Annotated in this window: 21 protein-coding genes; 6 read left to right on the top strand and 15 right to left on the bottom strand. The window is 73.0% G+C overall.

The annotated features are described in order from the left end of the window. Window positions 1-31: 31 nt before the first annotated feature. Complete coding sequence (locus MQE23_RS01880) at window positions 32-400, bottom strand: tyrosinase cofactor (protein WP_020269723.1); 369 nt, start codon at window positions 398-400, stop codon at window positions 32-34. 395 nt (window positions 401-795) lie between these two features. Here MQE23_RS01880 and MQE23_RS01875 point away from each other — a divergent pair, with 395 nt between their 5' ends. Both MQE23_RS01875 and MQE23_RS01870 read left to right on the top strand, forming a co-directional pair. Further along, window positions 796-2,259: an MFS transporter gene (locus tag MQE23_RS01875; RefSeq protein ID WP_243377980.1), complete on the top strand. Its 1,464-nt coding sequence runs from the start codon at window positions 796-798 to the stop codon at window positions 2,257-2,259. After that, entirely contained in the window at window positions 2,256-2,840 is a 585-nt protein-coding gene (locus MQE23_RS01870) for a TetR family transcriptional regulator (protein WP_020269721.1), read from the top strand. The genes MQE23_RS01875 and MQE23_RS01870 overlap by 4 nt, the downstream gene beginning before the upstream one ends. A gap of 13 nt (window positions 2,841-2,853) precedes the next feature. Here the strand turns inward: MQE23_RS01870 and MQE23_RS01865 are convergent, their stop codons facing one another. Further along, window positions 2,854-4,596 carry a cholesterol oxidase substrate-binding domain-containing protein gene (locus MQE23_RS01865; RefSeq protein WP_243377978.1) on the bottom strand — a complete coding sequence of 581 codons (1,743 nt, stop codon included), beginning with the start codon at window positions 4,594-4,596 and terminating at the stop codon, window positions 2,854-2,856. 139 nt (window positions 4,597-4,735) lie between these two features. On the opposite strand from MQE23_RS01865, the gene MQE23_RS01860 reads away from it, so the two are divergent. Beyond that, a complete protein-coding gene (locus MQE23_RS01860; RefSeq protein WP_243377976.1) occupies window positions 4,736-5,719 on the top strand; it encodes an aldo/keto reductase in 984 nt (327 codons plus the stop codon). A 9-nt stretch (window positions 5,720-5,728) separates the two neighbouring features. Here the strand turns inward: MQE23_RS01860 and MQE23_RS01855 are convergent, their stop codons facing one another. Next, on the bottom strand, window positions 5,729-6,076 hold the full coding sequence (locus MQE23_RS01855; protein WP_243377974.1) for a hypothetical protein: 348 nt from the start codon (window positions 6,074-6,076) through the stop codon (window positions 5,729-5,731). A 217-nt stretch (window positions 6,077-6,293) separates the two neighbouring features. On the opposite strand from MQE23_RS01855, the gene MQE23_RS01850 reads away from it, so the two are divergent. Further along, a complete protein-coding gene (locus MQE23_RS01850) occupies window positions 6,294-6,719 on the top strand; it encodes a DUF6328 family protein (RefSeq protein ID WP_243382441.1) in 426 nt (141 codons plus the stop codon). A 70-nt stretch (window positions 6,720-6,789) separates the two neighbouring features. On the opposite strand, the gene MQE23_RS01845 is transcribed toward MQE23_RS01850, so the two are convergent. From MQE23_RS01845 to MQE23_RS01835, 3 genes are all read right to left on the bottom strand, one after another. Beyond that, the gene (locus MQE23_RS01845) at window positions 6,790-7,215 is read right to left on the bottom strand and encodes an SsgA family sporulation/cell division regulator (RefSeq protein ID WP_243377973.1); all 426 of its coding nucleotides are present in this window, start codon (window positions 7,213-7,215) and stop codon (window positions 6,790-6,792) included. 66 nt (window positions 7,216-7,281) lie between these two features. After that, window positions 7,282-8,313, bottom strand: a complete 1,032-nt coding sequence (locus MQE23_RS01840) for a hypothetical protein (protein ID WP_243377971.1) — start codon at window positions 8,311-8,313, stop codon at window positions 7,282-7,284. A gap of 97 nt (window positions 8,314-8,410) precedes the next feature. Further along, window positions 8,411-9,382: an LLM class F420-dependent oxidoreductase gene (locus MQE23_RS01835; protein ID WP_243377970.1), complete on the bottom strand. Its 972-nt coding sequence runs from the start codon at window positions 9,380-9,382 to the stop codon at window positions 8,411-8,413. Between the two features lie 72 nt (window positions 9,383-9,454). On the opposite strand from MQE23_RS01835, the gene MQE23_RS01830 reads away from it, so the two are divergent. Then, window positions 9,455-10,888, top strand: a complete 1,434-nt coding sequence (locus tag MQE23_RS01830; protein ID WP_243377968.1) for a serine hydrolase domain-containing protein — start codon at window positions 9,455-9,457, stop codon at window positions 10,886-10,888. Here MQE23_RS01830 and MQE23_RS01825 read toward each other — a convergent pair. The 5 genes from MQE23_RS01825 to MQE23_RS01805 form a co-directional block, all read right to left on the bottom strand. Continuing rightward, complete coding sequence (locus MQE23_RS01825) at window positions 10,880-12,541, bottom strand: serine/threonine-protein kinase (RefSeq protein ID WP_243377967.1); 1,662 nt, start codon at window positions 12,539-12,541, stop codon at window positions 10,880-10,882. The genes MQE23_RS01830 and MQE23_RS01825 overlap by 9 nt on opposite strands. Before the next feature lie 350 nt (window positions 12,542-12,891). Beyond that, window positions 12,892-13,875: a polyprenyl synthetase family protein gene (locus MQE23_RS01820; protein ID WP_243382438.1), complete on the bottom strand. Its 984-nt coding sequence runs from the start codon at window positions 13,873-13,875 to the stop codon at window positions 12,892-12,894. A 104-nt stretch (window positions 13,876-13,979) separates the two neighbouring features. Continuing rightward, window positions 13,980-15,047, bottom strand: a complete 1,068-nt coding sequence (locus MQE23_RS01815; protein WP_243377965.1) for a tetratricopeptide repeat protein — start codon at window positions 15,045-15,047, stop codon at window positions 13,980-13,982. Between the two features lie 179 nt (window positions 15,048-15,226). Continuing rightward, complete coding sequence (locus MQE23_RS01810; protein ID WP_020275486.1) at window positions 15,227-15,904, bottom strand: AIM24 family protein; 678 nt, start codon at window positions 15,902-15,904, stop codon at window positions 15,227-15,229. Between the two features lie 77 nt (window positions 15,905-15,981). Next, window positions 15,982-17,307 carry a CAP domain-containing protein gene (locus tag MQE23_RS01805; RefSeq protein ID WP_243377964.1) on the bottom strand — a complete coding sequence of 442 codons (1,326 nt, stop codon included), beginning with the start codon at window positions 17,305-17,307 and terminating at the stop codon, window positions 15,982-15,984. A gap of 322 nt (window positions 17,308-17,629) precedes the next feature. On the opposite strand from MQE23_RS01805, the gene MQE23_RS01800 reads away from it, so the two are divergent. Further along, a complete protein-coding gene (locus MQE23_RS01800; protein ID WP_037671895.1) occupies window positions 17,630-18,874 on the top strand; it encodes an SGNH/GDSL hydrolase family protein in 1,245 nt (414 codons plus the stop codon). Window positions 18,875-18,917: 43 nt separating this feature from the next. Here MQE23_RS01800 and MQE23_RS01795 read toward each other — a convergent pair whose 3' ends face one another. From MQE23_RS01795 to MQE23_RS01780, 4 genes are all read right to left on the bottom strand, one after another. Continuing rightward, entirely contained in the window at window positions 18,918-21,854 is a 2,937-nt protein-coding gene (locus tag MQE23_RS01795; RefSeq protein WP_243377962.1) for a helix-turn-helix transcriptional regulator, read from the bottom strand. An 87-nt stretch (window positions 21,855-21,941) separates the two neighbouring features. After that, window positions 21,942-22,304, bottom strand: a complete 363-nt coding sequence (locus MQE23_RS01790) for a UBP-type zinc finger domain-containing protein (protein ID WP_243377961.1) — start codon at window positions 22,302-22,304, stop codon at window positions 21,942-21,944. Then, window positions 22,301-23,746 (bottom strand): ATP-binding protein, encoded by a 1,446-nt coding sequence (locus MQE23_RS01785; RefSeq protein ID WP_243377960.1) that lies wholly within the window; start codon window positions 23,744-23,746, stop codon window positions 22,301-22,303. Before MQE23_RS01785 ends, MQE23_RS01790 begins: the two co-directional genes overlap by 4 nt. Then, a complete protein-coding gene (locus MQE23_RS01780) occupies window positions 23,743-25,419 on the bottom strand; it encodes an FAD-dependent oxidoreductase (protein ID WP_243377959.1) in 1,677 nt (558 codons plus the stop codon). The genes MQE23_RS01785 and MQE23_RS01780 overlap by 4 nt, the downstream gene beginning before the upstream one ends. Window positions 25,420-25,495 lie beyond the last annotated feature (76 nt).

The raw sequence follows: 25,495 nt of genomic DNA, 5'->3' as shown, positions 1-25,495 counted from the left end.
GTGCGGGTGCTCCAGATGCCTTGCGGGCGGGTCAGTTGGCGGGGAAGGGCAGCAGGGGCGCGCCCTGGAGCTCGTCCACGGCGGCGCGGGCGGCGGCGCGTGGGGTGGGCACCGGGTCGTAGTGGCTGACGACGCTGATCCAGGTGCCGTCGGCGTTGCGCATCACGTGCAGTTCCACACCGTCGACGAACACCGCGTATCCCGCGCCGTGATGGTGGTGACCGGCTCCGGCGGTCGGCCGGCCCTGTATCCGGCGGCCCTTGTAGACCTCGTCGAAGGTCTCGCGGGAGTCGTGGTGCCCGGCGGCGGCAGCGGCCGGTGCGAGGGCCGGCAGGGCGCCGGCCGTGCCGGCGAGGACGGCCGCGGCGGTGAGAGCGCGGCGACGGCTGAGTTCCGGCATGCGGACCTCCTGGGATGGTTCGGCTGTTGGCCCCGCATGCCTACCGGCCCGTCCGGTACCGGGAGAAATCCGCGCGAGCCGGTTGGCTGCGATCCGGGCAATTCCCCTTATGTCATGCAAGGTTGAACAAAGATGATCTTGCTGCGAGGGAGGGATGCGCGGGCGCGGAAGGGGAGATTCCGTCCGCGAGGCGTGCTGTGACGCCTGTTTCTCCCTGTGCGGTCCGCTGCTCGTGGTGCGCGTCACGCTGCGAAGATGGCGCGATTCGGCGGTCCGGTACCCCGGCGGAGCCCTGGGCGCATCTGACCTCCGGCCTTAGGTGAATGGCAATTCACCGGCTAGGGTGAATTGCCATTCACCCGCCGCCTCGCCAGGCGCTGCCCGCTGGAGTGCCGATGGACCAGACCGCTGCGATACGCGACCGGCTCACCGTCCCGGTGCTCGCGTTCGGCGGCATCCTGATGGCCGTCATGCAGACCGTCGTCGTCCCGCTGCTGCCCGACCTGCCCCGGCTGACCGGCGCCTCGGCGGGCACGGTCTCCTGGATGGTCACGGCCACCCTGCTGTCCGGCGCCGTCCTCACCCCGGTCCTGGGCCGGGCCGGCGACATGTACGGCAAGCGGCGGGTGCTCATGTCCGCCCTCGCGCTGATGACCGCGGGCTCGGTCCTGTGCGCCCTGTCCTCCGACATCGGCGTGCTCATCACCGCCCGCGCCCTGTCCGGAGCCGCCGCCGCGGTCGTCCCGCTGTCCATCAGCATCCTCCGGGACGAACTGCCCCCGGAGCGCCGGGGATCGGCCGTGGCGCTGATGAGCTCCACCGTCGGCATCGGCGCCGCGCTCGGCCTGCCGCTGGCCGCGGTGATCGTGCAGTACGCCGACTGGCACACCATGTTCTGGGTGACCAGCGCCCTCGGTGCCACGGGCGTGACCCTGGTGTGGTGGGCCGTGCGCGAGTCGCCCGTGCGGGAGCCGGGCCGGTTCGACGTACCGGGCGCGCTGGGACTGGCCGCCGGGCTGGTGTGCCTGCTGCTCGGGGTGTCCCAGGGCGGGCAGTGGGGCTGGGGCAGCGCACGCGTCGTGGACCTGTTCGCGGGTGCCGCCGTCGTGCTCGCCCTGTGGTGGTGGCAGCAGCTGCGGGCCGGGCAGCCGCTCGTGGACCTGCGGCTGGTCGCCCGGCCCCGGGTCGGGCTGTCCCATGTTGCGGCCCTGCTCGCCGGCTTCGCGTTCTACGCCAACACCCTGGTCACCGCCCAGCTGGTGCAGGCGCCCGAGGCGACCGGGTACGGGCTCGGGCTGTCCATCGTCGCCACCGGCCTGTGCCTGCTGCCCAGCGGTGTGGTCATGCTGCTGCTGTCGCCCGTCTCCGCCCGGATCTCTGCCGCGCGCGGGCCGCGCGTCACGCTCGCCCTCGGGGCGGCGGTCATCGCCGCCGGGTACGCGGTCCGCATCGCCGACAGCCGCGACCTGTGGATGATCATCGCGGGGGCCACGGTCGTCGCCACCGGGACCACCCTGGCCTACTCGGCGCTGCCCACGCTCATCCTGCGCGCCGTGCCGGCCGGGCAGACCGCCTCCGCCAACGGCGTCAACGTCCTGATGCGGACGATCGGCCAGGCCGGCTCCAGCGCTGCCGTGGCCGCCGTCCTGGTGCACCACACCAGCCCGGTCGGAGGCGCGCCGGTGCCCACCCTGCACGGCTATCTGCTGGCGTTCGCGATGGCCGGCGCGGTCGCTCTCGTGGCCACCGCGGCAGCGCTGTGCATCCCCGGCGACGCCGCGCAGGACGTCACGGACGGGCCGGAACCGGCCGCGGAGCGCACCCGGGGCGCGCGCGACCAGGCGATGGAGGGAGCATGAGTGCCGTGAGCACTCCACCCGTCACGCCCACGCCGGCGCGCAGGGACGCCGAGGCGACCAAGGCGGCCATCCTGAAGGCGGCCCGCCACCTGCTGGCCCGGCACGCGCACGCCGACATCACGCTCAAGGCGGTCGCCGACCGCGCCGGCGTGAGCCCGCCGCTGATCCTCAAGTACTTCGGCAACAAGGACACGCTGTTCGCCCGGGTCATGTCCTTCGAGGCCGACGCCGCCGCCCTGCTGGCCGCGCCCGTCGAGGAACTCGGCGCGCACATGGTCCGGCACCTCCTGCTCAGCCAGACCGAGCAGGGCGCCGACCCGCTGCTGCGGATCGTGTTCGCGCCCCTGCACGGCGAGCAGGGCGACATCCTGCGCGCCAACTTCCGCACCCAGGTGACCGACCTGCTCACCACCCGCCTCTCCGGCCCCCACGCCGGCCTGCGCGCCGAACTGGCCGTCGCGGCCCTGCTCGGCCTGGGCGTGATGTACGGCATCGCCCGCGGCACCGAGGTACGGGCGAGCACCGTGGACGCCCTGGTGGAGCGTTACGCGCCGGGCGTGCAGGCGCACCTCACGCCTTAGCGCCCTGCGCACCTCACCCGTTCGAGCCCTGGCCGAACAGCCGGTCCAGGAAGGCGTTGCCGTAGACGCGGTGCGGGTCCAGCCGGTCCAGCACCCCGTCCGCCTCGGCCCACTCGGCCGTGCCGACCGCGGCCGGCACCACCGTGCCCAGTACCTCCTGGTCGCTCCACACCCCGTCGTCCGTGTACGCCCACCCCTTGGACCACTCCACCCGGGTCAGGGCGGACCCGTCGTCGTACGCGCGCAGCAGGAACCGCTCGATCTCGCGCAGGAACGCCTCCGCGTCCGGCGTGCCCGGCAGCGTCAGGATGTCGAGCCACACGGCCGTGTCCCACTCGGGGTGGTCCGCGCGTGGCCGGAGCGCGGACAGCAGCGGTGGACGGGCCCCGGCCATCCCACAGTCGCCGGGGTCGTCCAGTCCGGTCACCCGGATCTCCACCGACCCGTTGACGGGGAAGCTGCCCCGGGCCGCGTACGCCGCCAGCCGCTCCCGGTAGAACGCGGCGAACTCGGCCACGATCCGCTGCACCTGGTCCCTGGACGTGAGCACGGCATAGCCGTTCGCGTGGACCTGCAGCGTGGTCGGCTTCAGATACAGCAGGGTGTTCTTGGACGGCCCCCAGATGTCGCCGGAGAGCGTCGCCACCAGCCCGAGAGCGGCCGCGTCGTACTGCGCGGCGCCGAGCAGCGGCGCCAGATACCAGGCCGCCTCCGACGTCATCCGGCCCACCAGCTCCGCCACCGGCGCCGGGATGTTGTCGGAGAACGGGTAGTTGTACGGCCGCCTCACGTGCCGTGAGGTCAGCGGCCGGGTGGGGGAGACGCTCCACACCTTCAGCCAGGGGTGCTCGGTGAAGGCGAACCAGATGGCCTCGACCCGCCCGGCCTCCTCCAGGAAGCTCGCGAACGTGCGGCGCCCGTTCCCGGAGCCGGGCGCGGCGAACAGTTCACCGGCCGGGATGTCCGTACGGCTCACACACCGCAGGTTGGTGTTCGCGCCCACCCGCAGCACCACCTCGGTCACCAGGGACCGCCCGAGATGGGTCAGCAGCGCGGCGCAGTCCCCTTCGTCACGGTGGAACGTGCGCAGCGCGTACGCGCCGGCCCGGGAGTCCCACACCACGGCCGTCAGGGACAGGATCAGATTGCTCAGCGAGCCGTACGTGTGCCCCTGCGGGCGTCGCTCGCCCCGTGAGGGCACGGCGGTGCCGTGCGCGTCGATCGCCAGGGCGCCGCCCAGGGTGAGGACACCGGGGGCGGGAGTCGCCGTGACCCCGAGACCGTGCTCCTCCAGGAAGGTGAGCATGGCCTCCATGGTCACGCCGGTGCCGGCTCGTACGGCCGTCGGTGAATCCAGGGCGAGGCCCGTGAGGTGAGGCGCGGTGTCGACGAGGAGGACGGGTGCGCCCGGCGGCGTCCCCTCCGTCACCGTCAGGGGCGACCAGCCGTGCGAGGCGCCCCGGGCGCGCACCCGCCACCCGTGCCGCCAGGCCCAGTTGACGACGTCGACCACCTGGTCGGGGTGTGACGGCGCACAGGCCCACAGACCGTCGGCGGTGATCTCGCCGACCCAGTTCCGGTACGCCGAGCGGTACAACGCGACGTCCGCGGGGAAGTCCGGCAACTCCGCCGCGGCGGCGGCCGGATCCGCCGGCAGCCCCGGCACGGCGGCGAGCGCGGCCGCGGTGAGGAGGAAACCCCGGCGCGACCAACGCGCCTCGTCCGACGGGAAGTTGCTCACTGAACCAGTTGTCACGTGAAGTCACGCTAGGGGCCCGTTGACACGTGACATATCCCTGTCGACTCTATTCACTCGTGTGAGTGAATCGGGCAGGGTCGGCGGCCCGGAGCGAGATGGTCCCCGCGCGGCCGTGACGGATGACAGACTGACGACCATGGACGAGCGCACATTCGACAGGTCTGGCCAGCACGCTTCCGTCGTCGGTCTCGGTACGTGGCAGCTGGGTGCCGACTGGGGAGACGTCGACGACAAGGAGGCCCTCGCGGTACTGGAGGCGGCGGCCGAGGCCGGAGTGACCTTCTTCGACACCGCCGACGTGTACGGCGACGGCCGCAGCGAGCAGACCATCGCCGCGTTCCTCAGCGGCAGGCCGGACCTGCACGTCCTGGTCGCCACCAAGATGGGCCGCCGGGTCGACCAGATCCCCGAGAACTATGTGCTCGACAACTTCCGCGCCTGGAACGACCGCTCCCGGCGCAACCTCGGCGTCGACCGCATCGACCTGGTGCAGCTGCACTGCCCGCCGACGCCCGTCTACTCCACGGACGAGGTGTTCGACGCCCTGGACACCCTGGTCGAGGAGGAGCGCGTCGCCGCGTACGGCGTCAGCGTCGAGACCTGCGCGGAGGCGCTGACCGCGATCGCCCGGCCGAACGTGGCCAGCGTGCAGATCATCCTCAACCCTTTCCGCATGAAGCCCCTGCGCGAGGTGCTCCCGGCCGCCCGCGAGGCGGGCGTCGGCGTCATCGCCCGCGTGCCGCTGGCCTCCGGTCTGCTGTCGGGCAAGTACACCCGGGACACGGTCTTCCCGCAGAACGACCACCGCACCTACAACCGGCACGGCGAGTCCTTCGACGTGGGCGAGACCTTCTCCGGCGTCGACTACGCCACCGGTGTCGAGGCGGCCGCCGACTTCGCCGCGCTCGCCCCGGAGGGGTACACCCCGGCCCAGCTGGCCCTGCGCTGGATCATCGACCAGCCCGGTGTCACGACCGTGATCCCCGGGGCCCGCTCACCCGAGCAGGCCCGCGCCAACGCGGCCGCCGCCCGCCTGCCGGAGCTGTCCGGCGAGACGCGGGCGGCGATCCGCGACCTCTACGACCGGCGGATCAAGGACCAGGTGGAATCCCGCTGGTGAGGCGCGCCCTCAGGGCACCAGGAGCAGCTGCCTCTCCTGCTCCTGGTCGCCGGAGGCGGCACCGTCGTCGCGGGCCGTGAAGGCCCGGGTGAGCGCGTCGCTCGCCCGCCGCACCGCCTCCGGGGCGCCCTGCACCGTGACGGTCACCGGTGCGGACAGGCGCTCGGCGCCCGCCTGGGCGCTCCCGGCGGGACCCGCGTCCGCGCCGCCGTCGAAGGTCGCCATGTGCACGGTCGCGTTCTTGTCGGCGGGCAGCTCGTCCGGTGCCCCGAACGTGCCTTCCAGGGCCCGGACGACCGCTCGTGCGTCGTCGGCGCCCCCGCCGCTGAGCGTGACGGTGAGCTGCGTACCGGACATGCGTCCACGACCTCCTCGGGCTGTGCGTCAGTCGCCGTTCGTGTAACCGTCCGCTGATCGGTCAAACCGCCCGCGGGCCGGGACGACGGCCGCATCCGGGGAACACGCGTGAGATAGGCACTCACGTCTCACCCGGGGAGGAACAGTGGCGGACACGGCAGAGGGCGCGCCCAGGCGCCGGGGGCGCAACGAGACGGAGGAGGAGAGAGCGGACCGGATGTGGCAGGAGCTCATCCAGGAGGTCCGCGTGGCCCAGATGGGCGTGCAGATCCTGTTCGGCTTCCTGCTCACCGTGGTGTTCACCGAGAAGTACGACGACCTGACCGACACCGACCAGACGATCTACCTCGTGACGGTCGTCCTCGGCGCGTGCGCGACCGGGGCGCTCATCGGGCCGGTGTCCCTGCACCGCCTCGTCTCCGGGCGGCGCGTCAAGCCCCAGGCGGTGCGGCTGGCCTCCCGGCTGACCCTGCTCGGCCTCGTGCTGCTGCTCGCCACGACGACCGCCTCGCTGCTGCTGATCCTGCGTGTGGCGACGCACGACGGGTTCGTGCCCTACCTCGTCGCCGGCGTGGTCGGCTGGTACCTGCTGTGCTGGTTCGTCCTGCCCCTGTGGACCCGGCACCGCCACACGTCGAGGTGACGAACCTGCGGTGGTGCACGCGCCCGACAGCGGACAGCACCGCAGGTTCGTCAGCGGGAAACGCCCCGGATCAGCCCCCGGCGATGACGTCCGCCAGGAAGTCGTCGACGCGGACCTCCTCGCGGCCCGGCGGGACCATCTCGTGGGTCTCCCGCAGGAACGCCGCGAACGCCGGGGCCCAGGCGAACACCACCGCGTGGTGCCGACCGCCGTCGGGGCGGGCGTCACCGAGGAACTCCAGGCGCAGCTCCTGCCACATGCCGTGCGACTCGGGACGCATCCGCACGTCCCCCACCCCGACCGGACGCCGCAGCGCCTCGCCGAGCATCTCGCGGTCCAGCTGCCACCGGGCGAGGACACGGCCGTCGTGGCTGAAGACGACGGTGACGGCGAACGGGTCCGCGGAGTCGTAGCTCAGGTGGGCGAGCACGGAGAAACGGTCCGTGTCACCCGCCTGGAGCTGCACCACCAGGGTCTTGTGCACGAAGGAGTTCACGAAAGGGCCTCCGGGAAGAACCAACCGACGTAGAGCCCTCTAGTACCCCCCACACGCACAAGATGCTCAGCCCTCCGGGTGATTCCCGCGGGCACCGCGCAGGGACTCGATGCACACGGCCACGGCCCGCTGGAGTTCCTCCAGACGCTGGACCATGTCGTCCTCGTAGAACTCCCCGGCGTCGTCGAAGGTCAGTTCCTCGAACACCTTGGTCGCCTTCTGGAGGCTGCTGTAGAACTTCGTGCGCCGCTCCTGCACCCGCAGCCCCGGGTCGGTCTCGACGACCTCGACGACCAGCGACTTCATGGTGTCGTACGCCTCGGCGGCCCACTCGCCGGCGTCCTCGCCCTCGTCCAGCTCGTCGATGAGCGACAGGTGCCGCTCGGCCTCCTGGCGGAGATCGGCCGGCGCGTCCACGGTCTGCCCCGCGGGTGTCTTGATCTGGCCCGACTCGGCGATCTGGCGCACGTATCCGATCCGGTCGGCCGCCCTGCTCTCGCCGGCGACGGCCTTCTTCAGCTCGTCGGTGCGCACGACGTCACGGGCGAGCTCGGACTGGAGATCGGGGTCCTCCCGGACCCGGTCCAGCAGGGCCTGGCGGGCCGCGCGGGCGGTGGCGGGGTCGGCGAGGATCGCGGCGCGCAGAGCGGTGGGGTTCTCCGCGACCTCCAGTGCCTTCGTGGGCCGGATGCCCTCCGCCTGGGCGGCCTCGGCGATGGCGGTGCCGCGCTCGGACGTGGCGCCGGAGCGGGAGACGTAGTAGCTCAGCCACACGTCGGCGTCCGGCAGTTCCACCTCCTGACCCGGCGTCAGGGCCTCGAAGTGCGGGACCAGCCCGTCGTCGGCCGCCCGGTCCCACGCCTTGTAGTAGCGCATGACGCGCTCCGGGGAGCACCCGGCGAGTTCCGCGAACTCCTTCGCCGACACCTTCGGCGTCTCGTCCGCTCCCTGCCCGCCGGGCCGCACGCTGCGCGCCACCTTCAGCCCGAAGGCCCACCCTCCGGTCCGGGCGTACGCCCCGAACTCCCGCGCGTCCCGCGCGATCGGTTCGAAGACGGGCGCCGGGGAGGTTTCGGGCGGGGTGATCACCAGGGTCACGGACGACTCTCCTGAATAGGCTGGCCGGTTGAGTATGTGCAGGTCGGCAGCCTATACGTGCCCGTGGCCCGGGCCGGCCCGGAAGGGGGGGCGGACCTCAGCCGAACGCGTCGCGCAGGGCGGGCAGCAGGGTCTTCTCCGACCAGTCCAGGTACGCCGGCTGGGAATCGCCGCCGATCTGGACCAGGGCGATCTCGGTGAAACCGGCCTCGGCGTACGGGCGTACGGCCTCGACGAACGCGTCCGGGTCGTCACCGCACGGGATGGAGTCGGCGACGTCGTCGGGCGTGACGAACTGGGTCGCCGCCTCGAAGGAATCCGGGTGCGGCAGCTCCGAGTTGACCTTCCAGCCGCTGCCGAACCAGCGGAACTGCGAATGGGCCCGCTTGATCGCCGTGTCCCGGTCGGGGTCGTAGCAGACCGGCAACTGGCCCACGCGGGGCTTGCCCTCGCCGCCGTGCCGGTCGAACGCCTCCAGCAGCCCCGCCTTGGGCTCCGTGGCGATCACCAGATCGCCCAGCCGGCCCGCGAGTTCGCACGACCGCTCCCCGGAGACGGCGATGCCGATGGGCGGCGCCTCGTCCGGCAGGTCCCACAGCCGGGCCGACTCCACGTCGAAGTGCGTGCCTCGATGGTTGACGTGACCGCCCTTGAAGAGGGCGCGGATGATCTCCACGGCCTCCTCGAACATCTCGTGCCGTACGTCGACGGACGGCCAGCCGCCGCCCACCACGTGCTCGTTGAGGTTCTCGCCGGAACCGAGCCCCAGCCGGAACCGCCCCTCGGACAGCAGCTGGACCGTCGCCGCCTTCTGCGCCACCACCGCCGGGTGGTAGCGGAACGTCGGGCACGTCACGTACGTCATCAGCGGGATACGTGACGTGGCCTGGGCTGCCGCACCGAGCACCGCCCACGCGTAGGGCGAGTGACCCTGCGAGCGCAGCCAAGGGAAGTAGTGGTCGGAGGTCACCGAGAAGTCGAAGCCCGCCTCCTCGGCCCGCACCACATGGTCGACGAGCTCTCGGGGGCCGGTCTGCTCGGTCATCATCGTGTATCCGATTTGCACCATAACCGCCGAGTCCCCTGACAGCCGACGGGAAAACTGCTCGATCAAGGTCCGCCGGCGGGGCAGGATGCCCTCATGAGTGCCTCCTCTCTGCCTGGGGACAGCCCCGCCGCCCAGGGCGTCGACGTATCCGGTGTTCACGCCTTCCTCGACGCCCTCGAAGCGGACCCGGAACTCGAGCCGCACAGCCTGATGATCATGCGGCACGGCCGGCTGGTCGCCTCCGGCTGGTGGGCGCCGTACACCCCCGACCGCCCCCACCTGCTGTACTCCCTCAGCAAGAGCTTCACCGGGACCGCCGCCGCCCTCGCCGAGGCCGAGGGGCTGCTCGACTTCGACGCGCCGGTGATCTCCTACTTCCCGGAGCTCGATGCCGAGATCACCGACCCGCGCAGCCGGGCCATGCTCGTCCGGCACGTGGCGTCCATGTCGAGCGGCCACGAGCGGGAGACCGTCGACGAGGTCTACGAGCTGGACAAGCAGGAGCCCGTGCGCGGGTTCCTGCTGCTGCCGCCGGAACGCGACCCCGGCACGGTCTTCGCCTACAACCAGCCCGCCACCTACACCCTTGCCGCGATCGTCCAGCGGGTGACCGGGCAGCCGCTCACCGCCTATCTGCGGCCCCGGGTGCTGGATCCGCTCGGCATCGGCGAGGTGTTCTGGCAGCGGGACCGGGCCGGCCGCGAGATCGGCTTCAGCGGTCTGCACGCCACCACCGACGCCATCGCCCGGCTCGGCGAGCTGTACCTGCGCGACGGGGTCTGGGAAGGCGAGCGGCTGCTGCCCGAAGGATGGGTGGCCCGGGCGACGCGCCCGCACATACCCACCGCCGGAGCCATGGGAGACGAGGAACGGCAGGACTGGGACCAGGGCTACGGATACCAGTTCTGGATCTCCCGGCACGGCTACCGGGGTGACGGCGCTTACTGCCAGCTCTGTCTGGTGCTGCCCGAGCACGACGCGGTGATCGCGATGACCGCGGCGACCGAACGGATGCAGGACGTCCTGAACCTCGTGTGGCGGCACCTGCTGCCCGCCTTCGGCCCCGAGCCGCTGCCCGGCCGCGAGAGCGCGGACGAGGCCCTGCGGGAGCGCCTCGCCGGGCTCGCGCTGCCGCCCGCCCCGGGCCGGCCGGCGCCGCCGGAACGGGCGGAGGAATGGGCGGCCACCGAGTTCAGGACCTCCGGGAAGGACGCTCCCGCTCTGTCGGTCGGGCTGGTACCGGACGCGGACGGCTGGACGCTGCGGCTCACCGAGGGCGAGAAGCGGCTGGACCTGCCGATCGGAGCAGAGGGCTGGACGGTGGCGGAGAAGCCGCTCCCGACCGCGGTGAGCGGCGGCTGGACGGACTCCGGCACGCTGGCCGTGGAGGTGGTGTTCCTGGAAACTCCGCACCGCCTGGCGCTGACTTGTTCCCTCGCGGACCGTACGCTCACCGCGAGCTGGCGCACGCAGCCCCTGGGCGGCGGCCGGCTCACCTCCCTGCGCGCCCCGCGCGGCTCAGCCTGAGCCCGGCCGGAACGTCTTCAGAAAGGCCCGCAACGCCTCCTGGTTCGTCTTGTCCTCCCAGTCGGCGTCCGGGGTCGTCCAGCGCAGCGAGAAGCTCCGGCCCTCACCCAGCAGGAAGCCCCGGCCGAAGGTGTGCACCCGGGTGCCGTCGACGTCCGCCGTCCACTCCATGTCGGCGGCCTCGCGCCCCTGGTACGTCGTGGCGCGGATCTCGCCGATGCGCCGGTAGTCGCCCGACTGCTCCAGGTTGGGTTCGACTTCGTCCCGCCACACGGCCACGGGATCCGGGCCCACGCGTTTGCTGTAGGTGATGGCCAGCGTGCGGTCGTCACCGGCGGCACCGAAGGTCACGCGGTACCGCAGATCGCCCTGGCGATCGGTGTCCAGCGGCTCCCAGCCCGCAGGGAGCGCGACGGAGAAGCCCTCCGGCGCCTTGTAGGTCCGGAAACCGGGCGGCAGGCCCGTGCCCGGGGCGGACGGCGTGGGCGTAGGGGTGGGGGTGGGCTTGGGATCGGGGGACGACGGAGAGGGCGTGGGGGAGGGGGAGCCGGACGTGCCGGGCGGCTCGGACGGCGCGGGGCCGCCGCCGCCGGTTCCCTCGCCCGGTGAGGCGGCGGAGGCCGGTGGCCGGGCCGGGGAGTCCGCCACGTCGCTGCTCGTGTCGCTGCCGGGCAGCCCCTGGGTGACGGCGAGCACGGCGACCGCGACGGTGATCACGGCCAGGGAGGTCCCGGCGACCATGGTCCGTCTGCTCCACGCCGGACCCCCCGGCCGCATCGCGGCGTACGCGCCGCGCAGCCGCGGCACGGGCACCGACGCCAAGGCCGCCTCCGGGTCCTCGCTGAGCGCCCGGGTCAGCGCCTCCCGGACCACCGGGCGGGTCAGCCGCTCCCGCGCGTCCTTGCGGAGCAGCCCCTGCACGACCTGGGTGAGCGGCCCGGCGCGCACCGGCGTGCGCAGCGGCAGCCGGTCCACGCCCTTCAGGGTGTTCTCCGGTCGGCCCCGGTCCCGGAAGGGCGGGCGGCCCTCGACCATCGTGTAGAGGATCGCGCCGAGCGCCCACAGATCGGCCGCGGGCCCGATGTGCTCGTCGCGGGCCTGTTCCGGAGAGGCGAACGCGGGTGCCGTGAGCCGGGGCGCGAGGGTCGCGCCGACCAGGCCGTAGCCGGTGACGACCACCGAATGGTCCTCGCGTACGAACACCTGGCCGGGGCTGAGCTCGCCGTGCGTGATGCCCTCGGCGTGCGCGGCGTCCAGCACGTCGAGCAGCTCCAGACCGACACGGGCGGCCCGCACGTAGTTGAACGTGCCCTGTTCCGAAAGGAGTTCGCCGAGCGGGGTGCCGTCGATCCACTCGTTGACGGTCCACAGGGTGCCGGCCTCCTCGGCGGCGTCGACGACGGTGGCGATCCGGCCGGGGCACAGCAGCGCCATGCGTTCGGACGTGCGCAGCAGGCGGCCGGCGGCCCGCCGCTCGGTCTCGTACGCGTCGTCCGGAAGCCCGATCTGCGTGACGAGACACGGGCGGGAGACCTCGCCGGCCCCGAGGTCCTCGGCGTACCAGCAGATGCGGTTGGTCTCGCGCTGGATGATCTCGAGCAGCCGGTACCGGCCGCCGACCAACTGGTGTGTGGAGACGTGCGCCCTGCCCATGGCCATCCCTCGCTGGAAACCTGGCTTTCACCTTTTCCAGAAGTACGGGGGATGGGTCGTGCTGCGTTCAACTGGATCGCAACTCCGCCTCCATTCTTGTCTTTTATTCAAAAGAGGGGGTCACGTGTGCGAGAGAAACGGTCTTTCGCGGGCTCAGGAGCGGCTCACCTCGGCCGCCCCGGGGCCGCCGGGGCGGCGCCGCGGGTGCGGAGAATTAGCCCCCGCGGCCCGCGGATTCCCGAATCCCCGGCTGGCCTGCTGGTAACCGACGGTAAATGCGGAGGAGTCCAACGGCTGAACTCGGTACCCCTCCGATGAATTCGGCGACGGATTATCCGGGGGCGGTCGGCTCAGACGTCGCGCCGTACCAGGAAGCCGAGCAGTGAACGCAGTTCACCGCGGGCCGTCGCCTCCAGCGGCACCCCGGCGAGCGCCGTCTCGACGGCGGCGACGTGGCGCCGGGCCTCCGTCATGGCCGCCGCACGGCCGCCCGCCCGCTCGATCAGCTCCGCCGCCGCACCGGGATCGTCGCCCGCCTCCAGGAGCGCGGCGAGTCGGCCGCCCTGCGGGGAACCGAGCGCGACCAGCACCGGGAGCGTCTTCTTCCGCTCCCGCAGATCGCCGTGGACGGGTTTGCCGGTGACCCGCGGATCGCCCCAGATGCCCAGCACGTCGTCGACGATCTGGAAGGCGATCCCGAGATGCCGGCCGGCCCGGTCGAGCGCGGCGGCCGTCTCGGGGGTGGCACCGCCGAGCACGGCGCCCAGCGCGGCCGCGCAGCCCAGCAGCGAGCCCGTCTTGTGCTCCGCCATGGCCCGGTACTCGTCCGGCCGGACCCGCTCCGCCCCCGTCCAGGGGCGGTCGGCGAACAGCAGGTCGTCGGCCTGCCCGCGCACCAGGTCACCCAGTGCGACGGAGAGCGTCCGCACGGCCGCTGCTCCGCCGGGCTGCTCGGCCAGGGTCTCGACGGCGAGTGCGAACAGGGCGTCGCCCGCGAGGACCGCGGGGCCCGTGCCGTAGGCCTTCCACACGGCCGGGCGACGACGCCGGTCCGCGTCGCCGTCCATGATGTCGTCGTGCAGCAGGGAGAAGGCGTGCACCAGCTCCACCGCGACGGCCGCGGCCACCCCGTCCCGCCCGGACGCACCGGCAGCCTCGGCGCCCAGCACGGCGAGCGCCTGCCGTACACCCTTGCCGCCCGGGGTGACGGCCGGGGCACCGCCCACCTCGCACCAGCCGAAGGAGTACGCGGCCATCTCGCCGACCCAGGGGTGCAGCCGGCCGACGGCTTCGGCGAGGGCGGGGCGTACGAGGGTGCGGCAGCGGTGGAGGATCCGGTGGGGGTCGGCCGGGGGGTTGGGGCCGACCGCGTCATGCTGCCGTTCGTCGTGCGGGACCGCGTCCTGCCGTGCCGCCTCCACCGCCGTGGAGGACGCCGTCACCGGGTCACCTCCGCCGGCCTGGCCTCGGCGACCCCGGCATCCGGTATACCGAGTTCGTCGTACGCGCGCGCCACCATCTTGCGGGCGTGCTGGAGGCCGATCCGCTCCAGCGCGCCGGCCAGCTCGGCCAGTTCGGCCGCCGTCTCGGCGCGGTCGCGGCCCAGCCGGGCCAGGGACTTGGCGAGGCCCAGCCGGGACAGCGCCTCCCCGCGCGGCTCGCTCATCTCGCGGAACTCCGCCAGGGCCTGCTCGTACAGGGCGCGCGCCTCGGCGTAACGCCCGGCCCGGTACAGGACGTTGCCGCGCATCTTGTGGTTGTAGGCCAGTGCGCTGGACAGCCGCATCGCGCGGCACGTCGCCTCCGCCTCGCTCAGCAGCTCCAGCGCCCGCTCGGTGTCCCCGTCACGCACCGACACGACGTCGGCCATACCGCGCAACGCCCAGGCATGACCGCGCCGGTCGTCGGCGCGCGCGGCGATCTCGGCGGACTCCTCGAACAGGGCGTACGCGGTGTCGTAGTCGCCGGTGTTGCGGTGCATCTGCGCGATGCCCTCCAGCGCCCACACCGTGTGCCGCGCCTCCCCGCGCCGCCGGGCCTCGGCGAGCAACTGCTCGTGCAGCCGGCCGACGGCCTCGTAGTCGCCCTGGATGCGGCCGGTCTCGGCCAGGCCCGCCAGTGAGTAGCCGCGCACCACGATGTCCCCGCCCCGTTCGCCCAGGTCCGCCGCGAGCTGGAGCAGCCGGCGGGCCAGCCGGAACGCCCCGCGCTGCCGGGCCAGCGTGCCGCCGCTCCACAGCGCCCAGGCCATCGCCGGCACGTCCGAGGCCTGACGGGCGGCCCGGTAACTCGCCTTCCAGGCCCGGTCCGCGTCCTCGACCCGGCCCAGCCGGCGGTGCGCCTCGGCCACCGCGAGTCCGGAACGCGCCGCCTCCCCGGGCTTCCCGGCGCGCTCGGCCGCCCTCAACTGCTCGGTGCCGGCGGCCAGGACGTCGGTCAGGGAGGAGTTGACGGACAGGGTGGTGAGCGCGCCCTGGTACTCCGGGGCGAATGCCTTGCCGTACATCGATGCCTTTCGGTCCGTATGCACGCTATGTATACACAGAGCGTATACATAGCGTGTATAGAAGGGTGGAAACCTGCCCTGGCCGCAAGGGCCAGGGCATCACCTGTTGTGGATCAAGACGTCGACCGCACGGACGGGGTTGCTTGTGAGGCGCAGATCACCGTGGGGGTTCCCCATGCTCAGTGCTGGCCGGCCTTCTGCGGAGTCGCCTCGCTCGGCCGCACCACGACGTATCCCTCGCCCTGGAGCATCAGTTGCACGGCCTCGCCGGAACCGCCGCGCAGCATCGAGCCGATGGACTGGGAGCGGTGCAGCGAGGTCTGGAGACCCGCCGTCCAACCGACGATCGCGTCGGTGTCGACGTACACCGGATACTGCGGCGAGACCGGGATGACCAGCGGATTGCCCTCGCACACCAGGCCCAGTGCGCCGTGCCCGGTGAAGACGCTGTTGAACAGGCCGCCCCCGGTCATGCCTGCGCCTTTCACGGTCGCGATGCGGTAGGACAACGTGGCGTCGAAGCACAGGACGTTGCGGCCGTTGACCGTGAACTCGTCGCCGGGTTCGACGTCGACGACGAAGCAGTTCTGCGCTTCGTGGGCGAACCAGGCCTCACCCTGCCCCCGCACCGCCATCAGCGGCAGTCCCTCCCCGGTGACGGCGCGCTTGAGCATGCCGCCCACGCCCTGGCCCTTGCGCTCGAACTGGAGATTGCCGCGGTAGGCGATCATGGCGCCCTGCCGGGCGAGCATCTCGCCGTTCACCGTGTAGCGGAGGCACTTGGCGTTCTCGACCGTCATGCCCGGTGCGACGGCCGGCTGTGCCATGTGCCTGCTGGAAAAGAGGTCACCCTTCATAGGCGCATCCTCACCCGGAGCGTTGCCCTCCGCCAAGATCGGGGCGAGCGACGGGCAGGGCGCGCGGGGGCGCGGTGTCAGCCGCCGAAGAGCTGCGTCCAGTACGTGCCGGCGCGGCCGCCGCCCGCGAAGCCGACCCCGAGGTGTGTGAACCCGGGCTTGAGGATGTTGGCCCGGTGGCCGGGGCTGTTCATCCAGCCCTCGACCACCTCGGCGGGGGAGCGCTGGCCGCAGGCTATGTTCTCGCCGATGGAACGCCGGGTGGAGCCCGCGGCGGCGGCCCGGTCCCATGGTTGGCTGCCGCCGGGCGCGGTGTGCGCGTAGAAGTCGCGGGCCACCATGTCCGCGCTGTGCGCCTGGGCGGCGGCGGTGAGCAGGGGATCGGCGGCCAGGGGCGGCAGCCCGGCCCGGGTGCGCTCCCGGTTGGTGAGATCCGTGACGGCCGCCGCCACGCCGGCCAGCCCGTCCGGCGTGAGGGGCCTGGCCCAGAGCGCGGTCCAGTAGGTGTCGCCGGTGGGGCCGTCGTGGACGTGGGCCACTCCGGCGTGGGTGAACGCGGGGTCGTGCAGGGTGCGGCAGGGGCCGTCCGTGCGCAGGCAGTACGCCACGAACTCGGCGGTGGTGCGCGGGCCGGACACCAGGTGCTCGCCGACGGTGAGGTACACGTACCCGGCGCCGACGGCCCGCTGGTAGACGGACACACCGTCCCGGCTCTCGACGCCGAGGCGTCCGGACGCGGCCATGGCGGCGGCGTGGGCCCGCGCCGCGGACACGAGCCGCGGGTCGAGCGAGACCGGTGGTGAACCGGCGGCGGTACGGACGGGGTTGACCAGGGCGGCGAAGCCGTCCGGGTCGGGGGCGGGCTGTACGGAGGCAGGCCGCGTCCGCGGCGCACCGGCCGTCGCCGGGGCCGGCGCGGGCGTGTCGTCCACGACGTCGACGCCGAAGTCCCGGGCGAGTCCCGCCAGTCCGTCGGCGTACCCCTGGCCCAGGGCGCGCAGCTTCCAGCGTTCGCCGCGCCGGTAGAGCTCCGCGAGCAGCAGCACCGTCTCCTGCCGGGGGCGCGGCGGGGTGAACCGGGCGAGTGGGCGGCCTGCCGCGTCGGCGACGTGCAGTGTGGGGGAGGGCAGGCGGCCGAGGGCGGTTCCGGCCTCGGCGGCACTCACGGCGACGGTCACCCGCGTGGCGCCGGTGCGCAGCCTCGCCGGATCCACGGTGAGCGCGTCGCCCCGCAGCGCCGCTCCCGGCGCGGCCGGCTGGTTGTAGAAGACGAAGTCGCCGTCGCCCCGCACTTTCCCGCCGTCGTCCGTGACGAGCGCGGACACGTCGAACGGGCCGGGGACCCGGACCGTCACCGCCCCGTCCGGAAGCGGCAGATTGCCACCGGGGACCAACTCGTGCATCACGCCCCCCTGCTGTCGGTCGTACCGGCCTCCCCACGGGGGCGCCGATGCCCCGACAACGGCCGTGGCGACGCGAGGGTTCCCACATCGGCCCGGATCCACGGCCGCGAAGCCGGCGTCCGCCCGCGGCCACCTCGAAACCCGGCCGAGAACTTCCGGATCGACACGGCCTCGGCACCCCGCACAGAGTTGCAGGCCGCACCACTACCGTGTCGTACGCCGGGACGGCACGCAGTGCCCAGCTCCCGGTGGCTCCGCGACACTGCGGGAACCCGCCCCTGACACCGCCCGACCGTGCACACCTGCCGAAGGATTGCCCACGATGCCCCGCACCGCACGCCCCCGCGGCCGCACCGCCCCGGCCGCCCTCTCCTTGTGCCTCGCACTGGGCTGTGGTTCCGGTGGGGCACCCCAGGGGAACGGGCCGGCCCCGCCGGCCGGCGCCCCGACGGGGAACGGGGACGACGTGGTCACCTGGGCCTCCTCCGCCGGCCGCGTCGGCGCGGCGGTCGACGGCCGCGGCTACCGGCTGGTCGTGCGCACCAGCGTCGGCGGCACCGGCCTCAGGGTGCGGCTGTCCAACGCCTTCGGGGACCAGCCGGTGACGTTCGGCAGCGTCCACGCGGGTCTCCAGCGCGACGGAGCCGCACTCGTTCCGGGCAGCAACCGGCGCCTGACCTTCGGCGGCGCCCGCTCCGTCACGGTCCCCGCCGGCGGCATCGTCTACAGCGACCCGCTGCCCGTCAGCGTCCCCGCCGCGAGCGCGCTCGTCGTCAGCCTCTACGTGCCCCGGGCGGGCGGCGTGCTCACCGGGCACTGGATGGCGATGCAGACGTCGTACACCACCGACGGCGACCACACCGCGGAGGAGAGCGGCGCCAACTGGGCGCAGCGGACCGGCTCCTGGTTCTACCTCGACGCCGTCACCGTGCGGCCCCGGCCCGCGGCGGGCGCCGTGGCCGCCCTCGGCGACTCGATCACCGACGGCTGGCATTCCACGACCGATTTCGACCGCCGCTGGCCGGACCACCTCGCCCGCCGGCTGCGCGCGTCCCCCACGACGAGCATCGAGGGAGTCGCCAACGCGGGCATCGCCGGCAACAAGGTCCTCGCCGACGGCCCCGGACAGAGCGCCCTGAACCGCCTGTCGCGGGACGTGCTCGCACTGCCGGGCCTGCGCACGGTGTTCCTCTTCCAGGGCGTCAACGACATCAAGGCCGAGCCCGGAGCCACGGCCGACCAGCTCATCGCCGGATACCGCAGGCTGGCCGACCGGGTGCACGCGGCCGGGAAATGCGTCGCCGTCGCCACGATCGCCCCCTACAAGGGCTGGCCGGAATGGGACCCCGCCGGGGAAGCCGTGCGCCGGGAGGTCAACACCTTCCTCCGCACCAGCGGCGAGTTCGACGCGGTCACCGATTTCGACCGCGTCCTGCGCAGCCCCGACGACCCCGAGCGGATCCTCCCCGCCTTCGACGGCGGCGACCACCTGCACCCCAACGACAAGGGAATGCAGGCAATGGCCGACGCCGTCGACCTGGAGAGCCTCGACTGCGGGAGCCCGTAGCCCGGGCCAGGGATACGCAGCGGCCCGTACCGAGGGCCGGCAGTCAGCCGGACGCCGACGGCTCCGGCGTGATCAGACCCTCCCGGTAGGCGATCGCCACCGCCTCGCCCCGGCTCGACGCGCCCAGCTTGGCCAGGATGTTGGAGACGTGGACGCTCGCCGTCTTGCCGCTGATGAACAGCTCCTCGCCGATCTGCCGGTTGCTGCGGCCGAGCGCGAGCAGCCGCAGCACCTCCTGCTCGCGTGCGGTCAGCACACCGGCGCGCTCGTCGACGTCCGGGGCCTCCGCCAGACGGCCGCGCCGGGCCAGGGCCTCCACCCGCTCCCGCAGCGGCGTGGCGCCGAGGTGATCGGCGCTCTCGCGGACCTCGCGGGCCTCGGCCGCCGCCTCCTCACGACGCCCGGCCGCCAGCAGGGCCTCGGCGTACCGCAGCCGGCAGCGCGCCTGCTCGTGGACGTCGCCGTAGCCGAACGCCGTCACCACCGCCGACCAGGCGGCGGCGTCCGGCCCCGAGACGGCCCGCAGCCACTCCGCCTCCGCGCGGGCCAGCCACGCCTGCCCCTCCGGCCCCTGCGGGGTGCCGTTCTCGCCGCGGGCCGCGGTGGGCCGCGCCAGTTCCACCAGTTCGGTCGCGGTGTCCGTCCAGCGCCGGGCCCCGGCCTCGTCACCGGCCGACCGCAGCCCGGCGGCCTCGTCGGCCACCGCGGACAGTGCCAGGGCGGCGAGCCGGACCGTGACGTCCGGACGCTTCCCCGACTCGTCGGTGAGGGCCGCGACCGTGGACCGCGTCCACCGCACCGCGTCCTCGGGATCACGGCGCAGCGCCGCGGCGTCGGTGAGCACGATGCCCGCGACCAGGGTGGCCATCCAGTCGAAGGGCCCCTCCAGCAGGGCACGCGCCCGGTCGGCGGCCGTCAAGTCGCCCCGGGCCAGGGCGACGTACAGCGCGGGACCGACCGTGTACCCGCCGGCGGCCGGCAGCACCTCGGCATCGGCCGCCGCCGCCCGCACGCATTCGTCCCAGCGGCCCAGCACCTGCAGCACCAGCAGCCGCAGGTACCGCATCTCCAGCGGATACGGGGACGACAGCAGCCCGGCGCGCCGCGCCCGGTCCAGACCCTCCGTCAGCCAGGGCACGCACTCCGCCAGCGCACCCAACTCGTAATAGCCCATGGCCAGGTTGAACAGAGCACGCAGCTCCACGGCCGCGTTGCCCGAACTCCGGGCCAGCTCCCGGGCCTTCAGCAGCCGCTCCCGGCCCTCGGGGCCGCGCCGCCCGTCTCCGTCGAAGACGGCCAGGGAGATCAGCAGGTCCGCCTGGGCGTCGGTCACCCGCAGCTCCTCGGCCACGCGCAGGGCCCGCCGGGCGACCCACAGCGCGGTCTCGCTCTCCCCGACGTGGCGTGCGGCCATGGCATGCGTGGACGCCGCCCACACCCACGTGGGCGACGGAGGATCCTCGGGGATCATCGCCAGGGCCTCGCTGCTGTAGGCGAACGCCGCTGCCAGGCTGTCCACGCTCAGCAGGTTCCCGGCGTGGGTGTAGCGGACCCGGGCGGCGAGCTCGGAGTCGGCGTCCTGGCCGAGCTCCGCCAGCGCCGACCGCGAGAGGGAGACCGCCCGGTGCACCTCCCCGGCGTGCGCGGCCGCCGCCGAGGCCCGCAACGTCAGCGTCACCCGGTCCACGCCCCCGCCCTTGAGCCCCGCCTCGGCACCCACCGCCGGCCACAGATCGAGGGCCGCTTCCAGATGCCGGTGCTCCTCGGCAGGCGCACCGACCCGCTGGGCGTGATCGGCGGCCTCCAGGGAGGCGGAAAGCGCCTCGGCGAGGTCGTGGCTCTCCCGGTAGTGGTGGGCACGCTCGGCGGCGCTCTCCGCGGCCCGGCCCTGCGCGGCGAGCAGCCGGGCGAACGCGCCGTGCAGCCGCGCCCGCTCCCCGGGGAGCAGATCGGCGTAGACGGCCTCACGGGCGAGGGCGTGCCGGAACGAGTACGTGTCGCCGTCCCCGGCGACGAGCAACTGCCGCCCCACCGCCTCCCGCAGCGCCGACTCCAGCTCCTCCTCGGGCAGCCCGACGGCCTGCCGCAGCAGCTCGTGCTCGACCCGGCGCCCGGCGACGGCCGCGGTCCGCAGCACCTGCTGCGCGGTGTCGGACAGCTGCTCGAAGCGGATCAGCAGCACCTCCGCCAGCCCGCTGGGCACCCCGCCGGACTCCGTGTCCGTCGCCGCGAGCAACTCCTCCGCGTAGAAGGCGTTCCCCTCGGCCCGCTCCACGATCCGCCGCACCGTGGCGTCCGCCAGCGGACGCCGCTCGAGGTGACGCACCAGCCGGGCCACATCGGAATCACCCAGCGGCCGCAGCTCCAGCCGCTCCACGGCGGGCAGCCGTATCAGCTCCGCCAGCAGCGGCCGCAGTGGGTGGCGACGGTGCAGGTCGTCCGCCCGGTACGAGGCGAACACCGCCAGCCGGTGCCGCAGAACACCCCGGGCGAGCAGAAAACGCAGCAGGTCCCGCGACGACTGGTCGGCCCAGTGCAGATCCTCCAGCACGAGCAGCAGTGGGGCGGTGTCCGCCACCTCGGCCAGCAACCCCGCCATCCCCTCGAACAGCCGCAACCGCCCGTCGACGTCCCGCGCGGAATCGGTCCCGGCCCCCAGCAGCCGCTCGACCACCGGATGAGCGGCCAAGGCGGAAGCGAACCGCTCGTCGGCTGCGAGCACGCCCAGGATCTCGGTGAACGGCAGATACGGCAGCCCCACATCACCGAGATCCACGCAGTGTCCGACGACCACGGTCATGCCTGAATCGGCAGCCCGTCCCCCGACCTCATCCAGCAGCCGGGTCTTACCGACCCCGGCGTCCCCGGCGACCAACACGGCCCGCGCCTCACCCCCACGCGCACGCTCCAGCACGCCTGAGAGCCGGGCGAGTTCGGAATCCCGCCCGACAACTGGCGTGACAGATGAAGCCTGCGGCACAGGACCAACCTTCTTTTTCAGGGGCGCGGGGTGCGCGATCAACCCCCGACAACCCGCAGCCGCCACCAAACAGAAGCTCCCGAGCTCCTAGGCCCGCAACACCCGGGCCCAATCATCCGGCACCCGCCCCGCAGGCCCCGGCACCGGCTGATCCACAGGATGACTCACCGGCCCGGCCAGCTCCGGCCCGGACTCGTACAACTCGTTCGTCGAGTAGTCCCAGTACCAGACCTCACCCGGCTCGAAGCTCTGCACCAACGGATGCCCCGACTCCCTGAAATGAGCCGTCGCGTGCTGCGCGGGCGAACTGTCACAACACCCCACGTGCCCGCACTGCGCACACCGCCGCAGGTGGAACCACCACCCGCCGGCCGCCTCGCACTCCGCGCACCCGCTGCCGCTCGGCGCAGCACCCGGGTCGACCCCGTTGATCCCGTTCTCACCACTCATGCCGACTCCTCCTCGACCGCTGTCAGCGGAAGCAGCACCTGGAACCGCGTGTCCCCCGGCTCCGACTCCACCTGGATCGTCCCGTGATGCTTGTTGACCACGATCCGCCAGGAGATGTCGAGCCCGAGCCCCGTCCCCTCACCCACCGGCTTCGTCGTGAAGAACGGATCGAAGATCCGCCCCCGGTCCTCCGCCGGGATGCCGACGCCCGTGTCCCGGAACTCCACCAGCAGCCGGTCGTGGTCCCGGGCCGTCCGCACGGTCAGCGTCCCGTCCCCGCCCGCGCTGTTCATCGCCGAGACCGCGTTGTCGACCAGGTTCGTCCACACCTGGTTGAGCTCCGCGGGGTACGCCGGGATCCCCGGCAGCGTCCGGTCGTACTCCTTGACGACCTTGATCCGCCGGCCGATCTTGCCCGACAGCATCAGCAGCGTGCTGTCGAGGAGTTCGTGCACATCGGCGTGTCGGAAGGGCGCCCGGTCGAGCTGGGAGTACTGCTTGGCCGCGTCGACGAGATGCGAGATGCGGGTGGTCGAGTCGTTGATCTCGTCCATCAGCAGCTCGGTCTCGACGGTGTAGTTGAGCCACCCGATCGCGCTCGGCAGGAGCTCCTCGTCCACCGCCGCCGCGACCTGGTCCAGCCAGTCCTCGTCGAGACCGGCCTGGACGAAGACGGGCGCGATCCGCCAGCCGTCCGGGATGCCGTGGTCGTCGAGCCAGTCGGTGAGCGCGTCCTCCCGGTCGGAGGCCTCCAGCGGACTCAGCGTGGGGGCCTTGGCGACGCGCTCGGCGGTGCGTTCCTGGATGTCGATGAGGTTCGCCATGACCTCGGGGGAGTACGAGCCCTGTGCGATGATCGCCAGCTTGTGCCGCATCTTGCCCACCCGCTCCCGCAGCGTCGCGGTCGCCCGTACGGCCGCCGCCGCGGGGTTGTTGAGCTCGTGGGTGAGGCCGGCGGACAGCGAGCCGAGCGCCAGCAGCCGTTCGCGCTGCCCGATGGCCCGCTGGGCGTTCTTCGTACCGAAGAAGAGCCCCTCCAGCAGATGCACAGCCATCGGGAACCAGTCCTGCATGATGCCCGCGAACGTGTCGGCGGGCAGCACGAAGAACCGCGTCGGCTCAGTGACGCGCATGGAGTTGTTGTAGACCTGCGGCACCCGGTCGCCCAGATACGCCTGCATGGACCCCGCGTACACCCCGCGCTGGGAGGTCCGGGTCACCTCCACGTCATCGCCGCCGACCCGGCGGTACAGCACGACCGTGCCCTCCAGCAGCACGTAGAAGCAGGTGGCGGGGTCTCCCTCGGTGTAGACGGGGCCGGGCTCGAACTTCTCCACCCGCCCCTCGCTGCACAGCCGCCCCAGCTGCTCGGGCGTGAGCTTCTCGAACAGGAACAGCGAGCCGATCTCCTGCGGGCTGCACGGCGCGGGCTGCCCGCTCACGACTGCTCCAGATAACGGTGGACGAGCATCACGGCCATGGCTCCCTCTCCGACGGCGGACGCGACCCGCTTGGCCGACTCGGAGCGGGCGTCGCCCGCCACGAACACGCCGGGCACATTGGTCTCCAGGTGGTACGGCGGCCGGTCCAGCTCCCAGTCCCCGGGCGGGCGGCCGTCGGCGGTCAGGTCGGGCCCGGCGAGGATGAACCCGCGCTCGTCCCGCAGCACCGTGCCGTCGAGCCAGTCGGTGCGCGGGGCCGCGCCGATGAACACGAACACCCACTGCGCGTCGACCTGCTCGGTCTTGCCGGTGTCCACGTCCCGCAGCGTCAGCCGCTCCAGGTGGCCGTCGCCGTGTGCTTCCTCGACGACCGTGCGGGCGCGCACCCGGATGTTGGGGGACTCCTCGATCTGCTGGATCAGGTAGTGCGACATCGATGCCGCCAGCGACTCGCCGCGCACCAGCAGCGTCACCGACTTGGCGCCCCGTGACAGGTACATCGCCGCCTGCCCCGCGGAGTTGGCGCCGCCGACGATGTACACGTCCTGTCCCTGGCAGGCGGGGGCCTCTGTCAGGGCGGACCCGTAGTAGACGCCGCATCCGGTCAGGTCGTCGCAGCCGGGCGCCGACAACTGCCGGTAGGACACGCCGGTCGCCAGGATCACACTGTGCGCGGCGACCGCCGAGCCGTCCGAGAACCGTACGATCCGGGCGGCGCCGTTGACCTCCAGCGCCGTCACCTCGCGCGCGGTGAGGATCTCCGCGCCGAACTTCGCCGCCTGCCGCCGGGCCCGGTCGGTGAGCTGGGCTCCCGACACGCCGTCGGGGAAGCCGAGGTAGTTCTCGATCCGGGAGCTCTGCCCGGCCTGCCCGCCGGTGGCCGAGCGCTCCACCAGCACGGTCCGCAGTCCTTCGGAGGCGCCGTAGACCGCCGCGCCGAGTCCGGCCGGTCCGCCGCCGATCACGACCAGGTCGTAGAAGTCGGCCGTCGGGGTCGTCGCCAGCCCGACCTGGGCCGCGAGGTCGACGGCCTCCGGCTCGATCAGCGGCGTCCCGTCCGGCGTGATCACCACCGGCAGCCGCATCCCGTCCGCACCGGCCGCGGCCAGCAGCCGCCGCCCCTCCGGCTCGTCGGAGGAGTACCAGCGGTACGGCACCTGATTGCGGGCCAGGAACTCCCGCACGTCCGAGGAGCGCGCCGACCAGCGGTGCCCGACGACCTTCGTACTCGGCACGGGCCGGTAGTCGCCGGCCCGCCACGCCTGCAGCAGATCGTCCAGGACCGGGTAGAGCTTCTCCTCGGGCGGGTCCCATGGCTTGAGCAGGTAATGGTCGAGGTCGACGACGTTGATCGCGTCGATCGCCGCGTTCGTGTCCGCGTACGCCGTCAGCAGCACCCGCCGGGCGCCCGGGTAGACGTCCAGGGCCTGTTCGAGGAACTCGATGCCGTTCATCTGCGGCATCCGGTAGTCGGCCAGGATCACCGCCACGAGATCGCCGCGCAGTTTCAGCTCCCGCAGCGCGTCGAGCGCGGACTCGCCGGACTCCGCGCGCACGATCCGGTACGACGCGCCGTACCGCCGCCTCAGATCACGGGCCACGGCCCGGGAGACCCCCGGATCGTCGTCCACGGTCATGATGACGGTCCGCGCCGCATCGGCGGCCTGTGCCATACGTCCCCCACACCGGGCGGTCGACTCACGGCACGGCGCCCCGGGCACCGCGCCGACCTCCGCCCATCGTATGTTC

It is taken from the genome of Streptomyces sp. HP-A2021 (assembly GCF_022807935.1).
Taxonomy (GTDB): Bacteria; Actinomycetota; Actinomycetes; order Streptomycetales; family Streptomycetaceae; genus Streptomyces; species Streptomyces afghaniensis.
The sequence above is the reverse complement of the archived record's forward strand: the minus strand, read 5'-3'. Positions and strand labels throughout refer to the sequence as shown.